This is a genomic window from Pedobacter sp., assembly GCF_031119335.1.
Lineage (GTDB): Bacteria > Bacteroidota > Bacteroidia > Sphingobacteriales > Sphingobacteriaceae > Pedobacter.
In genome coordinates this window covers 68513-86232 of record NZ_JAVHXT010000004.1, presented here as the reverse complement: position 1 = coordinate 86232, position 17720 = coordinate 68513, and the positions used below count along the sequence as shown (strand labels likewise).

Annotated in this window: 16 protein-coding genes; 14 read left to right on the top strand and 2 right to left on the bottom strand. The window is 35.0% G+C overall.

What is annotated here, in order from left to right; all coding sequences use genetic code 11:
- Positions 1-46 precede the first annotated feature (46 nt).
- From REI64_RS05930 to REI64_RS05865, 14 genes are all read left to right on the top strand, one after another.
- Positions 47-1243, top strand: a complete 1197-nt coding sequence (locus tag REI64_RS05930) for an N-acetyl sugar amidotransferase (protein ID WP_308849186.1) — start codon at positions 47-49, stop codon at positions 1241-1243.
- A gap of 1 nt (position 1244) precedes the next feature.
- Positions 1245-1862, top strand: a complete 618-nt coding sequence (gene hisH / locus REI64_RS05925; protein ID WP_308849185.1) for an imidazole glycerol phosphate synthase subunit HisH — start codon at positions 1245-1247, stop codon at positions 1860-1862.
- A gap of 1 nt (position 1863) precedes the next feature.
- A complete protein-coding gene (locus REI64_RS05920) occupies positions 1864-2649 on the top strand; it encodes an imidazole glycerol phosphate synthase cyclase subunit (RefSeq protein ID WP_308849184.1) in 786 nt (261 codons plus the stop codon).
- Positions 2650-2697: 48 nt separating this feature from the next.
- Positions 2698-3273, top strand: a complete 576-nt coding sequence (locus tag REI64_RS05915) for a GNAT family N-acetyltransferase (RefSeq protein ID WP_308849183.1) — start codon at positions 2698-2700, stop codon at positions 3271-3273.
- Positions 3251-3724, top strand: coding sequence for a GNAT family N-acetyltransferase (locus REI64_RS05910; RefSeq protein ID WP_308849182.1), 474 nt, complete (start codon positions 3251-3253; stop codon positions 3722-3724). Before REI64_RS05915 ends, REI64_RS05910 begins: the two co-directional genes overlap by 23 nt.
- Complete coding sequence (gene pseI / locus REI64_RS05905) at positions 3711-4748, top strand: pseudaminic acid synthase (RefSeq protein ID WP_308849181.1); 1038 nt, start codon at positions 3711-3713, stop codon at positions 4746-4748. Before REI64_RS05910 ends, pseI begins: the two co-directional genes overlap by 14 nt.
- 11 nt (positions 4749-4759) lie before the next feature.
- Entirely contained in the window at positions 4760-5962 is a 1203-nt protein-coding gene (locus REI64_RS05900) for a glycosyltransferase family 4 protein (protein ID WP_308849180.1), read from the top strand.
- A gap of 3 nt (positions 5963-5965) precedes the next feature.
- Positions 5966-6973 carry a hypothetical protein gene (locus REI64_RS05895; RefSeq protein WP_308849179.1) on the top strand — a complete coding sequence of 336 codons (1008 nt, stop codon included), beginning with the start codon at positions 5966-5968 and terminating at the stop codon, positions 6971-6973.
- Between the two features lie 37 nt (positions 6974-7010).
- The gene (locus tag REI64_RS05890) at positions 7011-8072 is read left to right on the top strand and encodes an EpsG family protein (RefSeq protein WP_308849178.1); all 1062 of its coding nucleotides are present in this window, start codon (positions 7011-7013) and stop codon (positions 8070-8072) included.
- A gap of 86 nt (positions 8073-8158) precedes the next feature.
- Positions 8159-8968 carry a glycosyltransferase family 2 protein gene (locus REI64_RS05885; RefSeq protein ID WP_308849177.1) on the top strand — a complete coding sequence of 270 codons (810 nt, stop codon included), beginning with the start codon at positions 8159-8161 and terminating at the stop codon, positions 8966-8968.
- Positions 8965-9867 carry an NAD-dependent epimerase/dehydratase family protein gene (locus REI64_RS05880; RefSeq protein WP_308849176.1) on the top strand — a complete coding sequence of 301 codons (903 nt, stop codon included), beginning with the start codon at positions 8965-8967 and terminating at the stop codon, positions 9865-9867. The genes REI64_RS05885 and REI64_RS05880 overlap by 4 nt, the downstream gene beginning before the upstream one ends.
- 80 nt (positions 9868-9947) lie before the next feature.
- The gene (locus tag REI64_RS05875; RefSeq protein WP_308849175.1) at positions 9948-10919 is read left to right on the top strand and encodes a glycosyltransferase family 4 protein; all 972 of its coding nucleotides are present in this window, start codon (positions 9948-9950) and stop codon (positions 10917-10919) included.
- Between the two features lie 61 nt (positions 10920-10980).
- The gene (locus REI64_RS05870; RefSeq protein WP_308849174.1) at positions 10981-12921 is read left to right on the top strand and encodes a nucleoside-diphosphate sugar epimerase/dehydratase; all 1941 of its coding nucleotides are present in this window, start codon (positions 10981-10983) and stop codon (positions 12919-12921) included.
- 7 nt (positions 12922-12928) lie between these two features.
- Positions 12929-14551: a gliding motility protein RemB gene (locus REI64_RS05865; RefSeq protein ID WP_308849173.1), complete on the top strand. Its 1623-nt coding sequence runs from the start codon at positions 12929-12931 to the stop codon at positions 14549-14551.
- Positions 14552-14699: 148 nt separating this feature from the next.
- On the opposite strand, the gene REI64_RS05860 is transcribed toward REI64_RS05865, so the two are convergent.
- Together REI64_RS05860 and dxs are read right to left on the bottom strand one after the other, a co-directional pair.
- On the bottom strand, positions 14700-15626 hold the full coding sequence (locus tag REI64_RS05860) for a GDP-L-fucose synthase (protein ID WP_308849172.1): 927 nt from the start codon (positions 15624-15626) through the stop codon (positions 14700-14702).
- Positions 15627-15661: 35 nt separating this feature from the next.
- The gene (gene dxs / locus REI64_RS05855; protein ID WP_308849171.1) at positions 15662-17590 is read right to left on the bottom strand and encodes a 1-deoxy-D-xylulose-5-phosphate synthase; all 1929 of its coding nucleotides are present in this window, start codon (positions 17588-17590) and stop codon (positions 15662-15664) included.
- Positions 17591-17720: the final 130 nt, after the last annotated feature.

Sequence of the window (17720 nt, the reverse complement as noted above, 5' to 3'; positions counted from 1 at the left end):
TATATATATTGGTATTTTTGCAGTAAAATAGAGAAATTAAATTGATATGGTTGATTTAAAAAGATGTAAAAAGTGTTTGTTGCCAGAAACACATGAAAGTATCACTTTTGATGAAGATGGAGTCTGTAGCGTATGCCGTCAGGTAGAATACAAAGAAGGTAGGATTGATTGGGAAGCTAGAAAAAGAGAGCTGAGTGAACTTATCGAGAGCCATAGGGGCAAATATGATTACGATTGTATCGTTCCTTTTAGTGGGGGTAAAGACAGTGTGTGGACACTTTACTATTTGATGAAGGAGTTTAAAGTAAAACCTTTAGTTGTTAGATTTGACCATGGCTTTTTACGACCGAATTTGAACGAAAATACAATCAAAGTTCTGAGAAATTTAGGTGCTGACTTCCTTTCTTTCACCCCGAATTGGAAAGTTGTTCAAAAACTCATGTTGCAGAGTTTTCTAGAAAAAGGAGACTTCTGTTGGCATTGTCACACTGGAATTTTTTCTTATCCAATGCATATTGCAATTAAGTATAAAGTACCTTTAATATTTTGGGGTGAACCTTCTGCAGAATATACTTCTTATTATAGCTATGATCAAGCAGAAGAAGTTGATGAAAAAAGATTTAATCGCTTTGTGAACTTAGGTATAACCGCTTTGGATATGGCAGTTAGACTTGGTGGAGATTTAGATGAGCGTGATTTTAAACCTTATTCATACCCTCCGCTAAAAGAACTACGCCAGCTGAATTATAAGAGTGTGTGTTTAGGCTCGTATATTCCGTGGGATGTTAAAAGACAATCTAAAATTATTATGGACGAATTAGGTTGGCAAGGAGATTTAGTGGAAAATGTACCGGAGCAATACACCTACGAAAAAATTGAGTGCCATATGCAAGGAGTTCGAGATTATATTAAATACATTAAGAGAGGTTATACAAGGCCTACTGCTCTGGCATCTATCGATATCAGACACGATAGGCTAGAAAGAGAGGATGGTTTGGAAATGCTTCAAAGATATGAAGGTAAAAAACCAGCAAGTTTAGAAATTTTCTTGGAAATGGTAGGGCTTACAGAAGAGGAGTTTTTCGAAATTTCAAAGAGCCATACGGTGTCCCCTTGGAGATTGAATGTTTTTGAGCAGGAAGCAGGAACAAAGCTGCCTGATTTCGAACATTGGACAAGAGAAGGGAAAATGGATCGTAAAGATGCAGAAAAACAGTTAGATAACTGGAAAAAATCACAATAAGATGATAGGTATTGTTGACTATGGAATGGGTAATTTATTGTCAGTCTATAATGCTTTCGACTATTTAGGTGCAGAGGTGAAGATTTGTAATAACCCAGAGGAGATAGAGAGCGTAGACAAGATTGTAATCCCTGGTGTGGGAGCGTTTAAAGACTGTATAGAAAAGATAACTAGCACAGGTTTTTTGGAGGCACTTAATGAGCAGGTTATAGTTAAAGCTAAACCAACGTTAGGTATTTGCTTAGGCATGCAGGTAATGTCAAATAGAAGTTTTGAAGGTGGGGAATATAAAGGATTAGGATGGTTTGATGCTGATGTAATAAGGCTTTCGCCGACTGACCCAGACTTACGGGTTCCCAATATTGGTTGGAATACAATAGAATATGATAGTGAAGTTAGTCTTTTTAAAAATTTGCCAACCAACCCCGACTTTTATTTAGTTCATTCGTTCTATGTAAAGTCTAATAACACCAATGATGTGGTAGCTACTTATGAGTATACCTACCCTGTCACAGCTGCTATATTGAAAGATAATATCTTCGCAACACAATTTCATCCTGAAAAAAGTCAAGACTATGGATTACAGTTGTTAGATAATTTTATAGATTGGAATCCCTAATATGTCGAAACGTAGATTAATCCCCAAATTACAACTTAGAACTAGCCAAAATAATCCTAATAAAATGGTTTTGGTAATTACTAAACAATTTAATGGTGTTATTGAAATCGGCGACCCTGTTTCTCAAGCTAAAATTTTTCAGGCACAAGCTGCCGATGAACTTATTTTTATCGACATAAACAGGAACCATGGAGATATCTTAAAGCTTGCTCAGGTTATTAACAAAGTCTCCGAAGAAATCTTTATGCCTATTACAGTGGGGGGAGGTGTTAAAACTGTAGATGATTTTAGGTTATTGCTTAGTAATGGAGCAGACAAAATTTCAATTAATACTGCGGCAGTGCAAAATTCTGATATTATCAAACAAGCTTCAGATAAATATGGAGCTCAGTGTGTTGTAGTTAGTATCGATTATAAGAAAAATGCAGGTGGAGATTATAAAGTTTTTATTGAAGGCGGACAAATCGAAACTGATTATCACCCTTTAGAATGGGCGTTATTGGCCGAAGAACGAGGAGCTGGTGAATTGTTGCTCTGTAATATAGATCATGATGGTATGAGAATAGGACTTGATTTAGAGATTACTCGTAGTATATCTGAGAGTGTTAAGATCCCCATTATTACAAGTGGAGGATGCGGCTTAGCTCAACAATTTTCAGATGGCTTTTTACTTGGGAAAGCAGATGCAGTAGCCGCAGGTAGTTTTTTTGCACATCGAGATCAAAACTTTATGCAAACTCGTTCACAGATTAAAAATTCTGGTGTAGATATTAGAATGCATAAATAATATATTAAGTGCTTTAATTAAATAATCTGCTTTTTTGAAAATTTACAAATGAAGAATTATAAATGTCTCAAGCATAAAATTTATGTTGATGCAGAATTTCAGCTATTACCGATAAGAGATGAAGATAAACTGGTAATATTAAAGATGCGCAATGAGCAATTATATCACCTCAGGCAAGAGAAGCCCTTAACAGTTGAGATGCAAGACTTTTATTTCAAATCTGTAATTGGTAAATTGTTTGATCAAGAAAAACCCGAACAAATACTGTTCTCATTTTTAGAAAATAATTGTTTTATTGGATACGGGGGGTTAGTTCATATTAATTGGATTGATCGTCATGCTGAAATTTCTTTTATTATGAGAACTGAGCTTGAGAAAGATAAGTTTTCTTGTTACTGGAGTAGATTTATAAAGTTATTGGAAAAAGTAGGTTTCGAAGATTTGAAATTTCATAAGCTATTTACATACGCATTTGATCTAAGACCACACTTATATCCAGTTTTGGAGAATATGGGATTCTTCGAAGATGCCAGATTGAAAGAACATTGTTTATTTCAGGGGAGGTACATCGATGTAGTTATAAATTCAAAAATTAATGGGGATGTTGAAGTATCGGAGAGCTAATATTGGAGATTTAGAACGTTATTACAAATGGGTGAATGACCCTGAAGTAAGAGAACAATCTTTTAACTCCGACATTATTAGTTTTGAAAATCACACCAATTGGTTTAAGTCGGTATTGGAAGACGAGTTCTCTTGGATGTATATATTCCAGAATGAAAAGGCAGAAGATGTTGGCCAGGTACGCATTCAGCAACAGGATAAACTCAATGCGTTGATAGGTATTTCTATTTTGCCAGAGCATAGGGGTAAAGGCTATGCAGCAGAAATGTTGCTATTAGCAACAAACATTTTTATAGATGCTAATGAGAGCATGGTTATCAATGCGTATATAAAGGAAACAAATCTCAAGTCGAAATTTTCATTTGAAAAATCAGGATTTAAACTTGAGGGAATGATAAATTATAAAGAAGTAAATAGTTTTCACTACACAAAAAGAAATGAGGATAGATAGTTTTAAGATAGATGAAAGAAGTCCCGTGTTTATTATTGCTGAGTTGTCTGCTAACCATAATGGAAGTTTAGAGAATGCTCTTGAAACTATAAAGTCAGCTAAACGAGCGGGAGCGAATTGCATAAAGCTTCAAACATATACGGCTGATACGATTACGATAGATAGTGATAAGCCAGATTTTATGATTAAAGATACCATTTGGGACGGTAGAAAATTACATTCATTATATAAAGAAGCTTTTACACCTTGGGAATGGCATAAGCAGTTATTTGAAGCTGCAAAAGCAGAAGGTTTAATATGCTTTTCTTCTCCATTTGATTTTTCGGCAGTAGATTTTTTGGAGGAACTTAACGCTCCTGCATATAAAATAGCCTCTTTTGAAATTACTGATATTCCCTTAATTGAATATGTTGCTTCGAAAGGTAAACCAATCATTATATCAACGGGTATTGCTCAAAAAGAAGACATAGAACTGGCAGTAGACGCTTGTAAAAGAATGGGGAATGATGAAATTGCTTTGTTGAAATGCACATCTAGCTATCCAGCACCAATTGAAGAAGCGAACATGGTTATGGTTAAAGATTTAGCCGAAAGATACGGAGTTATAAGTGGACTTTCCGATCACACGCTAGGAAGTACTGTACCGGTAGTTGCTACGTGTTTTGGGGCTAAGATTATAGAAAAGCATTTTATAATAGATCGAGAAATTGGTGGACCGGATGCTTCATTCTCAATGAATGAACAAGAGTTTTCAGAAATGGTCAAAGCTGTTCGTGAAGCAGAAAAGGCTATTGGAAATATAGATTATGAGCTGACGCCTAAACAGCTAAAAGGTCGCGATTTCTCTCGCTCTTTATACATAGTGGAAGATATCGAAGCCGGAGACGAAATCACCCCGCAAAATGTGAAATCTATAAGACCAGGATTTGGCTTGCATCCTAAATTCTATCCTGAAGTTCTTGGGAAGCGTGTAAAAGTAAAGTTGGAGAAAGGAGATAGATTGGATTTCTCACAATTGTTTTAGTATAGGGACTGATGATGTTGGATGTTGATGATAAGGATACAAAAATAAAGGTATCTACAATAAGTTATTTTGATGTCAATCAAAAGAATGGGGGAGCTATTTTTGCTAAAAATCTTGATACTTTTTTAAATACCTCTAATTCTTTCCTGTCAAGTATTTATTGCAATATTAAAAAAGGCTACAGTGAAAAAGTAGAGGCGCTAGAGAATAGAACAAGTATAGGCATTTCTGCAAAACTCAAGCAATGGGTTCTAAAAAATAACTTGTTTGAATTAACCATCTATTTTTTACGTAATGATTTAAATGCACTTAAGTTATTAATTGGGCTGCGTTTAAAAAAACAAATAGATGATAACTCTATATTATTGTTTCATGATCATTTAACTCTTTTTTATGCCGGGTTATTTTTCAACTTGAGCAAAAGAAAAGTGGTATTGATTATGCATAACGATGGAAACCCAATAGATATGATTACCCTAGGTATCCAAACGGTTTGGAAAAGAAAATTGTTGTCAAACTATCTAGCATATCAAATGACCAAAGTTGTGAGACATGTTGATAAAGCTGTTTTTTTATGTGACAAAGCAAAACATCGTTTTTTAAATGCTTACCAATTAAGTAACGAAAAGGCCATTTCAATACCTAATGGTATTAAACCTTTAGATGGTGTTAATTTTTCAGAAAGAAAAGGCAATAGAATTAAGTTTATTACCGTATGTACTTTGAATGAACGGAAAGGTATTGACCTGTTGATCGAGGCTATTCCGATTATCAATAATACTTTTGAAGAAAAGATAGAGTTTGTTGTTGTTGGTGATGGACCATTAATAACTGAACTTTATGCTTTGTCTAGACTGCATCTTAATTTAAATGTAATGGGAGAATCATCGCAAGTGGCAGAATTACTTGCTGAATCAGACGTTTTTTTCCTGTTAAGTAGAAATGAGGGACAACCTCTTTCTATACTTGAAGCACTTAGGGCATCCTTAATCGTCCTAACAACAGATGTTGGCTGTTCTTCATCCATGGTTAATGACTCAAATGGAATTCTAGTTAATCCTAATGTCCAAGAAATAGTAGATGGAGTTACAGCCTTGGTTATAAATTGGGATATGTATGAACAGAAACGGATTAATTCAAAAAAAATATTCAATGAGCTTTTTCAAGAGCAGAAAATGTATAATTCTTATAAAAAGCTTTTTAGTTCCTTATAATAAATGAAGATTTCAAAAATTTTTAACGAAAATAAAACTGTTGCCAATTTTTTTTACTCCATTTTTAATGGATATCATCAAATCAGAAGGTCTATTAAAGGAAATGGGAAATTTCAGCTCTTAGGAGACAAACCAGTAAAATTTTATGTTCCACTTCACCCAATTCCTGAAAGCAATTTATTTGGTCACATCAGCGTGTTTAAAAAATACCTAGGTAATAAATCAAACTTGCTCAACATCCATGTACAGCATGGTGTAATATTAGGTAATCTGGTGCAAAAAATCATGAAAGACTCTTTTGCTACTACAATTATCACATACTCAAAAAAGAGACAAGATATTATAAAACTGCAAACTGGGAAAAAAGTTATTGCTGTGGGGCCATACATCCAGTATAGTAAAAGCAGGCTTTCTCCAGTAGAATTTAAAAAACTGAAAGAAACATATGGTAAAACTTTATTGGTTTTTCCAGCACATTCTTCGGTTGATAGAACTAAAATTAACTTTGACCAAATTAGTTTAATAGATAAAATAAATGAGATTAAGGAAAGGCATGCTGTTAAAACAGTTCTAATTAATTTATTTTATAGTGATTGTTCAAAAGAATCAGTAGCTTTTTATGAAGAAAATGGATTTAAAGTTTGTTCTGCTGGGTACTGGTTAAGTGAAAATTTCCTGCCAAATCTGAGAACTATTTTAGAGCTATCGGATTTGACAATGTCTAATAGGGTTGGTACTCATGTGGGATATGCGGTTTCACTGGGTAAGCCACATTACATATTCAAACAAAGATATCACGAAGATTTTATTGGTAAAAAAGGGCAAGAAGACCTCGCCCAAGTAAACGAGCACCAAGAGCTGGAACAAATAGATAGCGATCGAATAGAATTCAATTTTACTAGCGATGAATTTATAATTACTAAAGAGCAACAAGACATTGTTGAGGAGTTCTGGGGAAGTGACATCAAGTACACACCTGATCAACTTCAAGATTTGCTGTTTTTAAAGTAATAACGGTACAATTCCATTTTACTCAATTTACTAATAGGTGGCAATTTATTTATTTGTTTTTTTATTATTGTCGATTGCAGCTATTGTAGAAACCTTAGGTCAGCGGGTGTCTGCAGCTATAATTCTTGGGGTTTCATTATTTGTATTGTTAATACTGACTATTTTTAGAGAAGGCATTGGTACCGATTTTTATAATTATAAGAAGATTTACGAAGAAACAACTAACCAACAATTATATAGTACAGAATGGGGCTTCATCATTCTAAATTATATTTCTATGTTGTTTGGTGGCTTTAGGGCTGTTTTAGGTTTTTGCGCTTTGATAAATATAGTCGCAATTCTTTTCGTACTTAGTAAATGGAGACTAAATTTATCACTTGGTTTTTTAACTTATTATAGTTTATTCTTTCTTAATCACAATTTCAATACAATTCGCCATGGACTTATGGCAACTTTAGTTTGGGTTGGAATAACACTATACTCAAATAGAAAAGTAGTTAAATCTTTTTTGGCATATTTTTTAGCTACTAGTTTTCACCAAATAGGAATTATATTATTACCTTTCCAATTTCTGTACAAAATAAAAATTAGATTTTTTTTTGAAATACTGATATTAATATTCCTCTATGTGATTGGAAATCTAGCACAGAACTTATTTGGAATAATTAATTTATTTTTTTCGAGTAGTAGATTGGAATATTACGAAAATGATTTTTACGCAGAAGGTGTAGCTAGATATAAATTTGGACTTGGTTTTTTATTGTATTTAGTTGTTTATGTTACTTTCCGGCTTTGTGCTAAATATTTTGAGAATTATTTAACCATTAATACATTAACTCGATTTTTGTTTTTGGGTATTTGTGTCATCCTTTTATTTGCTTCGGTATCTATTTTTGTCGAACGTATTGCAAATGTATTTCTGATGTCACTCATATTTATATTTGCGTCTATAAGCCAGATCAAGGTAAATCTATATTATAAACTTTTTTTCTTTTTGGTTATTGTTGGAATAGATTTCTTCTTTCTCTATAAAGTTACGAATATTCCAGGTATTGATAGACCTTATCAATTTCTTCCGTATAATTTCAAGATAGATTAGATGATCTATTTTTTTAATCATAAAAATCTAAATGGTTTAATTAGTGACAAAAAATTTAACAATTGAGTATATACTGAATCAATGCAATGGTAACAGCTAGTATTGTTTTATATAAAAATGAAAGATTTGTTTTGCACCAAGCGATCAAAAGTTTTCTTTTTTATCAACAAGGATTACTTTTTTTAATAGACAATTCGCCTACAAACGAACTTGAAGATGTTTTTAAAGATGATAAGGTAGTTTATATCCATAACCCATCAAATCCAGGCTTTGGCGCAGCCCACAACATTGCTATAAGAAAAGCTATAGAAGATGGTGCGAAATATCATTTTATTATCAATCCAGATATTAAGATTCAAGAAGATGTGTTTACTCCAATGATTGATTTTATGGAGGCTAATCCTGAGATTGGTATGATAATGCCTAAAATACTGAACGAAGATGGTTCAGTACAAAACCTTCCAAAACTGTTGCCGCATCCGTTTTGGATTTTTAGAAGAAAATTGAAAAAGATAGATCCATTTGGTACTGAATTTATAAATAAATATGAGCTTAGATCAGTACCAAAAAATCAAATTTATAACGTTCCCATCCTCTCTGGATGTTTTACATTATTGAAAGTTGATGCAATAAAGGAAGTTGGAATGTATGACGAGAAATTTTTCATGTATTTTGAAGATTTTGATTTGTCTAGAAGAATACATCAAAAATATAAGACAGTTTATTTTTCAAAAGTATCCGTTGTACATTTATATGAGGGTGGTGCTAATAAAAGTTGGAAGCTTTTTAAAATATTTATTGACTCTATGATAACTTATTTTAACAAATGGGGTTGGTTTTTCGACAAGGAGAGAAAATGGTTTAACAAAGCGACTTTGGAGCAATTTAAAAAATGAAAGTTACCATCACAGGCTCATCAGGCTTCGTTGGCCAAAATCTTATCGCCTACCTACAAGACGTGATTATTACCAAGCTTTCCCGCCAGAAATTAAGTACTCCAATAGTTAACAACTGTAACTCCATCATCCACCTCGCAGGTAAAGCCCACGATTTAAAGAAAACTTCAAATCCCGACGAGTATTACCAAGTTAACTACGAATTGACCAAGAAACTTTACGATGCGTTCTTAAAGTCGGATGTAAAGAAGTTTATTTTTATTAGTTCAGTAAAGGCTGCGGCGGATAGCGTAGAAAATATTTTAACTGAAGAACATCAACCTAATCCGCAAACAGATTACGGAAAGTCTAAACTGATGGCCGAACAATATATACAGTCTCAGGCGCTACCAGAAGGTAAATCATACTATATTTTAAGGCCTTGTATGATTCATGGACCCGGCAATAAGGGAAATTTGAATTTGCTTTATAAATTTGTTCAAAAAGGTATTCCATATCCTTTGGCTGCTTTTGAGAACAAACGCTCATTTCTAAGTGTTGAAAACCTTTGTTTCGTGATTAAGCAGCTATTAGAAAAGGAAGTTGCTTCTGGTGTGTATAACGTAGCCGACAATGAAGCGTTGTCGACCAATAAAGTGGTAGAGATTTTAGCGTCATCCTCAAATAAACAAGCTAAACTTTGGAAAATTCCAACTGGATTAATCAAAGGCATGGCCAAAATCGGCGACGTGTTGAGATTGCCCCTTAGCTCAGAACGCCTTCAGAAACTGACAGAAAGTTATGTAGTGAGTAATCATAAAATCAAAACTGCTTTAGGCGTTCATTTTCCAATTAGTACCATAGAAGGGTTAGCAATTACGGCAAAATCGTTCAATAGTATAACTCCACCTCAACCCTAGGTTTAAAGTACACTTCAAGTAGGGATAGAGTACTGTGAGAGTACTAATCTATGCTTGCATAATAATTTCCATTTCACTTAATGCAAAATTCAATTCTACTTCTATATTTTGTTCTTTTTATAATTTTAGAACTGGTTTATTTTAAAATCGCAGATCGCTTCAACATTATTGATAAGCCAAATCATCGAAGCTCGCACACCAGCGTCACTATTCGAGGCGGGGGCGTCATCTTTCCTTTAGCTGTTTTGGCTTATTCAATCGCTAATGGTTTTGAAAATGTTTATTTTCTTATCGGTTTGTTAGCTATATCTGCCATTAGCTTTTTAGATGATGTACTAACGCTGAATAACAAAGTTAGATTGAGCATTCATTTGAGCTCAGTATTGTTATTGTTTTTTCAATGGAATTTATTCAGTTTAAATTGGTATTGGATACTGATAGCTCTAATTTTTGTAATTGCTACAATAAATGCTTACAACTTTATGGATGGTATAAATGGAATAACCGGTGGATATAGCCTACTCACAATTGCAACGTTATATTATATCAACGAACAAGTAGTAAGTTTTACGTCAAGCGAACTTTTGATTATTGTTGGTTTGTCTTTAATTGTATTCAATTTCTTTAATTTCAGAAAAAAAGCCAAATGTTTTGCTGGCGATGTAGGTAGTGTGAGCATTGCGTTTATCGTCGTATTCTTTATTGGCCAATTGATATTAACTACTCAAAACTTGTCCTATATATTATTGCTATTAGTCTATGGAACCGATACGGCTTTTACCGTTCTGTTTAGGAAAGTGAGGGGCGAAAATATCTTTGAGGCGCATCGTAGCCATTTCTATCAGCACTTGTCTAATCATCGAAAATATTCACACATTTTGGTTGCTAGTATATACATAATGGCTCAGTTATTGATAAATTTTGTTCTAATAACTGTAATAGAAACTGGTATAATATATCCTTTATTTATGTTTTTCATATTCATTTTTATTTACCTCTTTCTTAGAATTAAGCTCGAAGGAAGACAGAAGTTATTGGTTTCGTATCAATAGCAAAATGTAATAAAATTGATAGACTATAATTATAATTGTACCTTAGCTAAAATTATCTACTTTGTTTGGTAAAATAAATATCGTTCCTCGTTGGATTATTTTCCTTCTAGATTTAAGCATCTGCTTGGCTTCTGTAGTGATTGCTTATGCTGTTAAGCTGAATCTTGCACTATCAGCCATCGATATTATAGAATTTAGCAGAAATGTACTGATTATTACAGCCATCAACATCGTTGTATTCTTTAATGTAAAAACCTATGCTGGTATTATTCGCTATACTAGTGCGCAAGATACGTTTAGGATACTTTTTGCTGTAATTATCAGCAACGGCATCTTTTCATTTATCAATTTTGTCATTACGGCACTTGGTCATCCACCGTACATATCTAATACTGTTTTAATTATCAATCTACTTACCTCTTTTCTTTTATTGATTACTTATCGGGTATTGATAAAGTACTTTTTTATGTACATCAAAAACTTGAATTTGGATAAAAAGAAAGTGATTATTTACGGAGCAGGTGAAGCTGGACTGGCAACAAAAAGAACTTTCGATCATGACGGTAAGGTAAATAAAACCATTATGGCTTTTGTTGATGATGATGAGAGAAAAGTTGGAAAAGCTATTGACGGTGTGAAAATTTTAAGTGCGGCACGCTTAGAAGAACTTATTAAAGATCATGAAGTTGATGAAGTAATTTTTGCGTCCTACACTATCCCTTTAGAAAGAAAAAACAATATCGTTGATGTTTGTTTAGAAAATGAAGTGACCGTATTGAATATTCCACCTGCAGATGCCTGGGAAGGTGGCAAGTTAAACAAGTCGCAAATACAAACCATTAACATTGAAGATTTATTAAACCGTAAGCCTATAGAAATTGATGTTCAGGGCTTGCAGAACCAACTCAAAGATAAAAGAATACTGATTACTGGTGCAGCGGGCTCTATCGGTAGCGAAATTGTGCGCCAGTTGATGAACTTTGAGGTTGGATTGATTATCCTTTGCGACCAATCTGAAACTGCACTGCACGATATCTATCTTGAGTTAGAGGAGAACCATAAACAAAATAACTTCCACGCTTTTATTGGGGATGTGAAGGATGAGAAGCGAATGGTACATTTATTTGAGATGTATAAACCTCATTACGTTTACCATGCAGCAGCCTATAAGCATGTTCCTTTAATGGAAGACAATCCTTCGGAAGCCATAAAAAATAACGTACTAGGCACCAAAATGATTGCTGATCTTTCAGTGAAATATGGGGTTCAAAAGTTTGTAATGGTTTCTACAGACAAAGCAGTAAACCCAACCAATATTATGGGGGCTTCTAAGCGTATTGCTGAAATTTATGTGCAATCGCTCAACAATTCTCTTAATAAAAAAGATTTGGTATTTAGTAATGGATTAAGTTATATCAATGATTTAGAAGTTAAGCCTATTACAAAATTTATTACTACTCGTTTTGGTAATGTATTAGGCTCAAATGGTTCGGTAATACCTCGTTTTAAACAGCAGATAGAAAAAGGCGGACCTGTTACGGTAACGCATCCGGAAATTACAAGGTACTTCATGACCATACCAGAGGCTTGCCGTTTGGTTTTAGAAGCTGGATGCATGGGGAAAGGTGGAGAAATCTTCGTTTTTGATATGGGTAAATCTGTGAAGATTGTAGAGTTGGCGAAGAAAATGATCCGCTTGGCGGGATTAATCCCAAATCAAGATATCAAAATTCAATATTCTGGGCTTAGACCAGGAGAAAAGCTTTTCGAAGAACTATTGAACGACAATGAAAATACCTTGCCAACACATCATGAGAAAATTATGATCGGTAGGGTTCGTGAATATATTTTTGAGGATGTGGAACGTCAAATTTATTCACTAATAAAATATGCTAATGTAAATGATGACAGACAGGTAGTGATTGCCATGAAAAAGTTGGTCATTGAGTTCAAGAGTAAAAATTCCGTTTTCGAAGAGTTAGACGGAGCAATAAATGAATAACAAATTGATGAAAAGATATAATATATTGGCCATTTTATTGGCCTTTTTTGTTTTTGAAGTAAACGCTCAACAGGTTGATCAAACCGCAAATCAATACATCCTTCACGATTATCAGCTTTATCAAAAACTGAATAGACCAGTTTACGATACAAAAACTAAATTCCATTCTTCTATTCGTGGTTTTTATGCAGACGATGAGAGGTTAAAGCCGTATTTCGATTCTTTAATGAATTACGGTACCGACACGCTGAATAAAAGAAGTTGGGTTCACCGCAAGTTGTTTCAAGAACATTTAATTCAATTTAAAACTGATGAATATAATATCTATGCTGACTTTCTTGCTGATTTTCAAATTGGTAAGGATATTGAAGGCAATAGAAGCACTTGGTTAAATACCCGTGGTTTTCAAGTGGGCGGAAATGTGGGCGAGAAGTTCTCATTTTATCTTAACGGTTTTGAGAACCAAGGTAAATTTGCTGATTATGTGAACGATTACATTGTTGCCAATCAAGTAGTGCCTGGACAAGGTTATGGTAAGCTCGCAACTGATAAACAAGATTGGGCTTATGTGACTGCGCTGCTTTCTTACACCCCAAATAAGTATTTAAATTTTGCTCTCGGTTACGATAAGAACTTCATCGGCGACGGTTATCGTTCCGTATTATTATCTGATGTTTCTTCTAATTATTCTTTTTTTAGATTGAGAGCAAGCTTGGGAAGCCTACAATACCAAACCATTTACGCTTATATGCTAGACCCTGGCGCTCCAAAGTTGGCTAGTGACAGAAGATTAGGCGATAGAGGCAAATGGATGGCTGCACATTATTTAGATTGGAATGCTACAAATCGTTTTTCGGTTGGTTTTTTCCAAGCCGTAACATGGGCTGATGCTGAAGTTGAAGGTAAAAGAGGATTTGATTTTAATTACATCCATCCTTTTATGTTCTTAAGACCAGTAGAGAACACCAATACTACTTCGCCGGATAAGATGAGATTAGGATTGAACGTAAAGTATGAGCTATTGGAAAAGACAGCACTTTACGGACAGTTTATGTTCGATGAATTTACAGCAAAAGAGTTCTTTGCCGGAAATGGATATTGGGCAAATAAATGGGCCGTACAGTTAGGGTTAAGAGGGGCTGATTTATTCAAAGTTGAGCGACTTAACTATTTAGCAGAGTTTAATACAGCCCGTCCTTATACTTATGCACATTTCGACAGGTTGTCTAATTATGCCAACTACAATCAGCCATTGGCGCATCCTTTTGGTGCTAATTTTAGAGAGTTTTTAGGCTTGTTAAACTATAGCGTAAAAAGATTTGATTTCCAGGGACAGGCTTTGTATGCCGCTTATGGATTGGATGAGGCTGGGACTAACTACGGAAAAGATATTTTTAAAAGTTATAACACTAGAACTGTCAACTACGGAAGTAAAGTTGGCAATGGTATCTTAACTGAACTTTATACCCTGCAAGGAAAAGTAGCTTATCTACTAAATCCAAAATATAATTTAAGGTTAGAGTTAGGTGGTATCTTGAGACAAGAGAAAAATAGCTTGTCTAAACATAATACAGCTATGGTGACTTTCGGATTGAGGACTAGCTTTAGAAACCTTTATTATGATTTTTAGCCCGCTGCTCCGTCATTTCGACGAGGAACGAGGAGAAATCTATTGCATAGTAGCGCAAACCGAAATTGGGGCACTGCCGTATGTCGGGTTTTCTACTAAAGAACTTGCAGATTTCTCCCTGCGGTCGAAATGACGATTTTAGACTTACCTATCGCCTACTCAAATAATCCTGATATGCTAACTTTAAACCTTCTTCCAATTCAATTTGATGTTTCCAACCCAAATTATGAAGCTTAGAAACATCCATTAGTTTACGTGGTGTACCATCTGGTTTGCTCGTATCGAATACTAACTCTCCTTCAAACCCTACAGTTTCTTTAACAGCTAGAGCTAAATCTTTAATGGTTAAATCTTCTCCAGTACCGATATTAATTAAAGTAGGTTCGCTATAATTTTCCATTAAGTAATAACAAGCATCTGCTAGGTCGTCAGCGTATAGAAATTCACGCATTGGCGAGCCTGTTCCCCAAATTACAACTTCTTTGCTGCCATTGTTTTTTGCTTCGTCAAACTTTCTAATTAAAGCTGGCAAAACGTGAGAATTTTCTGGGTGATAATTATCGTTCAATCCGTATAAATTAGTTGGCATTACCGAAATGAAGTTACAACCATATTGGTCTCTGTAAGCATCACACATCTTAATTCCTGCTATTTTAGCGATGGCGTAAGGCTCGTTTGTAGGTTCTAAAGTGCCGGTTAACAAATAGTCCTCTTTAAGCGGCTGAGGAGCTAATTTTGGATAAATACAGCTCGAACCCAAAAACATCAATTTGGTAACGCTATTTAAATAAGATTGATGTATAACGTTATTTTGAATAGCCAAGTTCTCGTAAAGAAAATCTGCTCTGTAAGTGTTATTAGCTACAATTCCACCAACCTTTGCTGCCGCTAGGAAAACATAATCAGGTTTCTCTTGAGCAAAAAAATCAGCTACCGCTTGTTGGTTACGTAAATCTAACTCTTTTGAAGTTCTTGTAATGATATTTTGGTAACCTTCTTTTTGAAGCTTACGATAGATAGCAGAACCAACCATCCCACGGTGACCTGCTACGAAAATTTTAGAATTCTTTTTCAATTGAGTGTATTTTGTCAGTCTGAGCTTGTCGAAGACTAAGAAGCCATTATTTTAGTTGTTCTGCTTACCGCAACTTTTTTTACCGCTTGGATAATTGCAGCAGTGTCATACCCGCAAAGTGCCCATAGTTCTGGTTGTTCGCCGTGTTCTACAATCTCGTCAGGAATACCCAATCTAGTTACGTTAGATTTATAACCATTATCAGCCATAAATTCTAGCACTGCACTCCCCATTCCACCTTGTAAACAACCATCTTCTACAGTAATTACATTTTTGAAACGAGTAAATACATCGTGAAGTAGTTCCTCATCTAAAGGTTTTACGAAACGTAAATCGTAATGTGCAGGGTTAATCCCATCGCTATTTAACTCTTTACAAGCTTCTACAGCGAAATTACCAACATGGCCGATAGTTAAGATTGCTACATCTTCGCCATCACATATTTTACGGCCTTTTCCCACTTGTAACTCATTTAATGGGCGTTTCCAGTCTGGCAACATACCATTTCCTCTCGGGTAACGAATAGTGAACGGCCCTTTGTTTTCCAATTGTGCGGTGTACATCATGTTACGCAACTCTTCTTCGTTCATTGGAGAAGCCACCGTCATATTTGGAATGCAACGCATAAAAGCCAAGTCGTAAGCTCCGTGGTGCGTTGCGCCATCGGCGCCAGCTAAACCAGCTCTATCTAAGCAAAATACTACGTTCAAGTTTTGTATAGCGACATCGTGGATAACCTGGTCGTAAGCCCTTTGCATAAAGCTAGAGTAGATATTACAGAACGGCACCAATCCTTGCGTAGCTAAACCAGCTGAAAAAGTAACCGCATGTTGCTCGGCTATACCTACGTCGAAAGCTCTGTCTGGCATTGCTTTCATCATAATATTCAGCGAACAGCCCGACGGCATTGCAGGAGTGATACCGACAATTTTTTTGTTCGCTTCTGCCAATTCTACCATGGTATGCCCAAAAACATCTTGGTATTTTGGTGGCTGCGGTTTGTCTGGAACCGATTTTTTAATCTCACCAGTAATTTTATCGAACAAACCTGGTGCGTGCCATTTGGTTTGGTCTTTTTCCGCCAATGCGAAACCTTTACCTTTAACCGTAACGCAATGCAAAAGTTTTGGACCAGGAATATCTTTCAAGTCTTTGATGATGGCCGCTAAACGTTTCACATCATGACCATCAACCGGACCAAAATATCTAAAATTTAAAGCTTCGAAAAGGTTACTCTGTTTAAGTAAAGTACCTTTAATGCTCTTCTGAATTTTCTTTACGTATTTCTGTGCGTTTGGACCAAGCTCAGAAAGTTTGGTCAGCACATTAAACACATCATCCCTAAAACGATTGTAAGATTTTGAAGTAGTGATGCTTGTTAAATATTCTTTTAGTGCGCCAACGTTAGGGTCAATGGACATACAATTGTCGTTCAAAATTACCAAAACGTTAGATTTCTCAATACCTGCATGGTTTAAACCTTCAAAAGCCAAACCTGCAGTCATAGCACCATCGCCAATTACGGCTACGTGCTGCCTGTCTTTTTCGCCTTTGTAATGAGAAGCCACGGCCATACCCAAAGCTGCAGAAATAGAAGTAGAAGAGTGGCCTACGCCAAAAGTATCATATTCGCTTTCACTAATTTTGGGGAAACCGCTAATGCCATTAATAATTCTGTTGGTATGGAATTGATCTTTTCTTCCTGTTAAGATTTTATGACCATAAGCCTGATGACCTACGTCCCAAATCAGTTTATCGTAAGGCGTATTGAGTGCGTAATGCAAAGCAACAGTTAGCTCTACTACACCTAAACTCGCTCCAAAATGCCCGCCGTTAACACTCACTACATCAATGATATACTGGCGTAACTCTTGGCAAATCTGCTCCAGTTCCTGCTCACTATATTTCTTTAAATCCTCTGGATAATTTATGGTAGATAATAAGGCTCCTGTTTTTACTTCCATGCAATGTTATAAAAGCACAAATTACGGTATTTTGTTTAATAATTTTATCAATAAAAATTCCAAATAGCTAGAATGTGTAGGCCAATGTTTATGAGAATGACTTAGTTATGCGCATTAGTTCATTGTATAA